The sequence below is a fragment of the Daejeonella sp. genome (genome assembly GCF_037719425.1).
In the GTDB taxonomy this organism is placed as follows: domain Bacteria; phylum Bacteroidota; class Bacteroidia; order Sphingobacteriales; family Sphingobacteriaceae; genus Daejeonella.
Map to the genome: position 1 here is coordinate 1 of NZ_JBBJNI010000215.1, position 5081 is coordinate 5081.

Annotated in this window: 5 protein-coding genes; all 5 read left to right on the forward strand. The window is 41.3% G+C overall.

Annotation, left to right across the window (positions count from 1 at the left end; all coding sequences use genetic code 11):
• Positions 1-206, forward strand: a 206-nt coding sequence (locus WKF69_RS18560) for an ATP-binding protein (RefSeq protein ID WP_340383886.1), incomplete at its 5' end; no start/stop codon positions are given.
• A complete protein-coding gene (locus WKF69_RS18565; RefSeq protein WP_340383888.1) occupies positions 207-2444 on the forward strand; it encodes an ATP-binding protein in 2238 nt (745 codons plus the stop codon).
• Positions 2445-2460: 16 nt separating this feature from the next.
• On the forward strand, positions 2461-2835 hold the full coding sequence (locus WKF69_RS18570; protein WP_340383890.1) for a response regulator: 375 nt from the start codon (positions 2461-2463) through the stop codon (positions 2833-2835).
• Positions 2836-2837: 2 nt separating this feature from the next.
• Positions 2838-3881, forward strand: coding sequence for an adenylate/guanylate cyclase domain-containing protein (locus tag WKF69_RS18575; protein WP_340383892.1), 1044 nt, complete (start codon positions 2838-2840; stop codon positions 3879-3881).
• 87 nt (positions 3882-3968) lie between these two features.
• Positions 3969-4310, forward strand: coding sequence for a hypothetical protein (locus WKF69_RS18580; RefSeq protein WP_340383894.1), 342 nt, complete (start codon positions 3969-3971; stop codon positions 4308-4310).
• Positions 4311-5081: the final 771 nt, after the last annotated feature.

The following is a 5081-nucleotide window of genomic DNA, read 5'->3' on the forward strand; positions in this document are numbered from 1 at the left end:
ACAACGGCAGCGGCATCCCCGATGCTATTAAAGAAAAGATCATGCAGCCATTTTTCACTACCAAGCCAACTGGCGAAGGCACGGGGCTTGGGTTGAGCTTGAGTTATGATATTGTAAAAGCACATGGCGGTGATTTAAAAGTAACCAGTAAAGAAGATATGGGAACAGAGTTTAAAGTTATCTTGCCTAACCTTAATAACGTTTAAATGCGAGTCTATTACAAATTCCATCTCATAAGTATCCTGTCGATATTCATTATTTCCGGATCCGCTTTTTGTCAAAATTATGTATCCAATGCTCAATATGATTCGCTGGCAAGAGAGTTGCTTAAAAAAACTACCGACGCAGAAAAGATAAAAGTACTTCAACTATTAATTGATCTGGAGCCGGAATTCTCTATCGAACCCCCACAACGGATGATAAATAATTTGGATCAATTGATTGATTTAAACAACAAAACCCGGGTTATAGATGAAGCTGGTTATAAGTCGCTGAGAGAAAGCTATCTTTTATGGCGGAACGGAGATTTAGAAAGAGCATTGATAGGCTGTAAAAAAACTATCGAGCTGTTTGATAAACAGAAAAAAGTTATGTTTAGGCTTCTCCTACAAATAAGGGTGCTTTACAACCTTTTAAGTAAGCTGGATGAGCGCTTTAAATATTATACAGAGAAACTCAATTATTACTTATTAACCGGCCAGCAGGAAAACACAGCTGCGTGCTATCACGGTATCGCAGGATATTACTTATATAAAGCAGATTATAACCTTGCAATAAGTAATTACTTAAAAGCTGCAAAGATTTATAAAGCTTTTGATACAGTTTATTATTACAATGCGATTGGAGTAGTAGGGGTAACTTATGCAGAATGGGGCAATGACGAAAAAGCTGATTATTATTTAAAACAAGCCATTCCAAAACATAAATTATTTAAAGACAGCGGAAACGTGGCATATTGTTTAACGCCACAAATTGTGCTTAACACCAGGCAAAAGCGATTTAGAGAAGCGTTAAATTTTGCAGATGAGGCAATTCGGTTTACAAAAAACAACTTTGATTCTGACGGCACTTATGCGATTATGATTAATCTGAAGGCCTTGGTCTATCTGGAGATGCAAAAGCCTGATCTGGTATTACCGTTATTAACGGAAGTTCAATCATTGATAGATCGTTTCGGTTACAAAATGTCTTCTACAAGTGGCGATTTAGAAGCTGATTATGCATTTTATAAATATTATCAATTAATAAATGATCAGGAAAAGGCAGCTAGTTCCTTACTTGCCGCGTATGACGAATCCGTAGAAGTAGATGTAAAATCACTACAACTTAAATATTTGAAAGAACTAGGCTTTTTTTACCAAAAAAACGAACCGGCACTTGCTTTACAATATTTGGCGAAATATTTTGAACTTAACCGTTCAATGGAAGAAAATAAGAGTTTAAAGGTGGCCCAGTTTGAACTGGAAGAGCAGGATAAAAAGCAAAACCAGCATATCACTACGCTAAAGCAGGAGCGTGCAGTTCAGGAAGCTACTATCAAACAACGCAACATAATTCTCTGGACTTCTTTGGGCGCACTATTGCTTATTGTTGCATCGGCACTGTTTTTATACCGGCAGCTTAGCATTAATAAAAAGGTGTTAGCTTCTCTTCGCAAAACCCAGACCCAGCTCATCCAGTCAGAAAAAATGGCTTCCCTTGGTGAGCTCACCGCAGGAATTGCACATGAGATTCAAAACCCCTTGAACTTTGTGAACAACTTCTCTGAGGTAAGCGTAGAGCTCTTAGAAGAAATGGAAATCCAACTCGCAAACGACGACAAGGAAGAAGCCCTCGCGATAGCCACTGACGTGAAGCAGAACCTTGAGAAAATAAGCCATCACGGCAAGCGTGCAGATTCTATTGTAAAGGGTATGCTCCAGCATAGCCGGTCTGGCAGCACAAGCAAAGAGCCAACTGACATCAACGCCCTTGCAGATGAGTATTTGCGGCTGGCTTACCATGGTCTCAGAGCTAAAGATAAATCGTTCAACGCGGAGCTGATAACTAATTTTGATCAGGCATTGCCCAAAATTTTAGTCTTTCCCCAGGATGTAGGACGGGTTTTACTCAACCTATACACCAATGCTTTTTATGCCTGTAATGAACGGAGCCAAAGTGCACAACCTGAAGAAGGCTACAAGCCTGTACTTGAACTAACTACAAGCGCGGAAGATGGCTTTGTCGTTATCAAAGTGCGGGACAATGGCACAGGCATCCCGGACAATATAAAAGATAAGATATTACAGCCATTCTTCACTACCAAGCCGACAGGCCAGGGTACCGGGCTGGGCTTATCGCTCAGCTACGATATTATAGTGAAAGCTCACGACGGCACCATCCATATTGACAGCAAGGAAGGTAGATTTACAGAATTTATAGTACGCCTTCCCTTGAAGGTTTAATAGTATATTTAGACCCATGAAAATATTAGTAGTAGACGATGAGGCAGATGTTCAGCCGCTCTTTTTACAGCGATTTCGGAAGGAAATTCGCAGTCATGAGCTTGATTTTGATTTTGCCCTTTCGGGCGAGGAAGCACTCAGGTATTTGGAGACGAATCATTCTGAAGTAGTGCTTATCCTGTCGGATATCAATATGCCGGGCATGAGCGGCATTGAGCTACTGACCAGGATACGACATGATTATTCTGCCCCGCCTCCGGTGGTAATGATGATCACGGCCTACGGCGATGACGAGAACTATCAGCAAGCTATGACAAATGGCGCTAATGATTTCCTGACCAAACCGCTTGATTTTAACCTGCTCAAAGAAAAACTTAAGGAACTAACATAAAAATGGCAAAAATATTAGTGGTTGATGACGAGGCAGATCTGGAACTGCTGGTTAAGCAAAAATTTCGCCGTAAGATCAGGGAGAATATTTATGAGTTTGTTTTTGCTCAGAATGGTGAAGAGGCGCTGCTAAAAGTGAGTGAGCATCCTGATATCGATATCATCCTCAGCGATATCAACATGCCGGTAATGGATGGGCTCACGCTATTGAGTCGCTTGCCCGAAGCGAACCCTATGCTAAAAGCGGTGGTGGTTTCGGCCTATGGCGATATGCAAAATATCCGCACCGCCATGAATCGTGGAGCTTTTGATTTTGTGTGCAAGCCAGTTGATTTTGAAGACCTGGACCTTACCATGGAAAAAACCATTCTACACGTTAAACAGCTTCAGGAAACCTTACAAGCTATTAAAGAGAACAACATTCTGAAAATGTATGTGGATGAGAATGTGTTGAATTTCATGGCGCACAAAGAATTCGAAACCAGCCTGCTAAAAAATGAGACGCTTGAAGCTACTGTTGTTTTCATTGATGTATGCGGCTTCACAGCCATTACAGAACAAGTTGCCGCAAATACAGTCGTAAAGCTTTTAAATGGTTTGTTCGATACGATCGTAAAGGAGATTATTGCACAAGGCGGACACGTAGATAAATTCATGGGGGATGCGGTTATGGCTGTGTTTAGGGGCGATTACCATTTAGACCGTGCTATTGATGCTGCCCTGGCTGTTAAAATCCAGGTCGAAAAGTCGGAGGCTATTGAAATGGGCAATATAAAGTACAAGCCTCAAATCTCTATCGGAATAAATTCGGGTGAAATGGTGTCTGGAAATATCGGTTCAGAAACGCTAAAACGGCTGGATTATACTGTTATCGGCGATGCTGTGAACCTTTCCCAGCGTCTGCAAACGGTGGCAAAAGCTGGTCAGATCATTATTACAGAAGAAGTATATCATAAGGCCAAAGAATCATTCAGTTGCGGGAAAGTAGGTGAGGTAAACTTAAAGAATAAGGCTAAGGCGGTGATGGTTTACGAGGTATTGGCTTAGGAAGCAAGTATCAACCTGCCTGCCGGCAGGCAGGGTAGCTAGTATCAAGTATCAAGTATCAGGTAATTTCTGCAAAGCACCACTTGCATGAATAAGAGTACATCTAACGCTAATGTTATATTATTATCCCCAGGCTTCGTCCTTGCTTTAATTAAAGTAGTCTACTTAATCTTTGACTTCTATAATGTTTTGGATTTGGTTATATGGTCCTTTGCCGGGTATGCATTTGGTCTGAAGGTTCCTCGACAAAATATAGCTCCAGGCTTACCAACTTTTGCAATTTGTTTATTTTTTGTACTAAAGCTTGGTTATTCGCCCCTATTACAGGGTGTCGGAACTGCCTATGCGATTTCACTAATCGCAATTCCCCTGGCTACGCTTATTGGGATAATTATTCGTCAGAAGCGTTCTGAGAAAAGAGTGGTGTAAAAACTAAGTTTAGTCCCCTTGACGAAATTTAGATCAGGCTGCCAGTTTCTCTCTGAAATTAACTCGCACAATCCCGCATCTTTTAGCCTGATTGATGGTATTTTGATGCCCAGGGCTTCACCCTGTTTTAACCCTGTCTTAGTACTGAGATCACCCTTAGATCACCCTTAGATAACACATGGATAAAAATGAATAAATACTTGCATTTCTATGCGGGGTACTAGAAAAATTTAGTATTATTTGCGGGTTTATGCCGTGCCATGGGTCAAATGCGGATAAGCAGGAACAGGAAGCAAACTCCATTTTTACGCAGAATTTACTCCTCTTTTTCATTTCTTTCCTGAAAAACACAAGTTTCTCAATTACGAATTTCATAATACGGCATTCACCACCATTGCGAATTTCGTAATCGTCGTTTTACCAGCATTGCGAAAGTGATAATTGCGCTTTCACCGGCATTGAAAATATGGTAAAAGTGCATTCTATTGGGAAAAGAGGAGGATTTTTGGTAAATTATGGGTAGGAAAAAGGGGGTATGAAGTCGGAGGTCGGAGGTCTGAAATCGGAGGCCAGAGGTCTGAAGTCGGACAGGAGGTATCGGATGGTCAAACCTTAGTGAACGCTTAGTGAACCACTAGTGAATCCTCAGTGAATGAAAAGATACAAGGTCTGAAGCCGAAGCCTGCCGGCAGGCAGGGTCTGAAGTCTGATGGAGGAGATTGAGGAGGAAATTAGAATTGAGTTTAGGGGAAATGGAATTGTACCGGTGCA

Bases quoted from the DNA above. Each gene is read 5' to 3' on its own strand.
- WKF69_RS18575 (WP_340383892.1), top strand. From the start codon at position 2,838: ATGGCAAAAATATTAGTGGTTGATGACGAGGCAGATCTGGAACTGCTG.
- WKF69_RS18570 (WP_340383890.1), top strand. From the start codon at position 2,461: ATGAAAATATTAGTAGTAGACGATGAGGCAGATGTTCAGCCGCTCTTT.
- WKF69_RS18580 (WP_340383894.1), top strand. From the start codon at position 3,969: ATGAATAAGAGTACATCTAACGCTAATGTTATATTATTATCCCCAGGC.
- WKF69_RS18565 (WP_340383888.1), top strand. From the start codon at position 207: ATGCGAGTCTATTACAAATTCCATCTCATAAGTATCCTGTCGATATTC.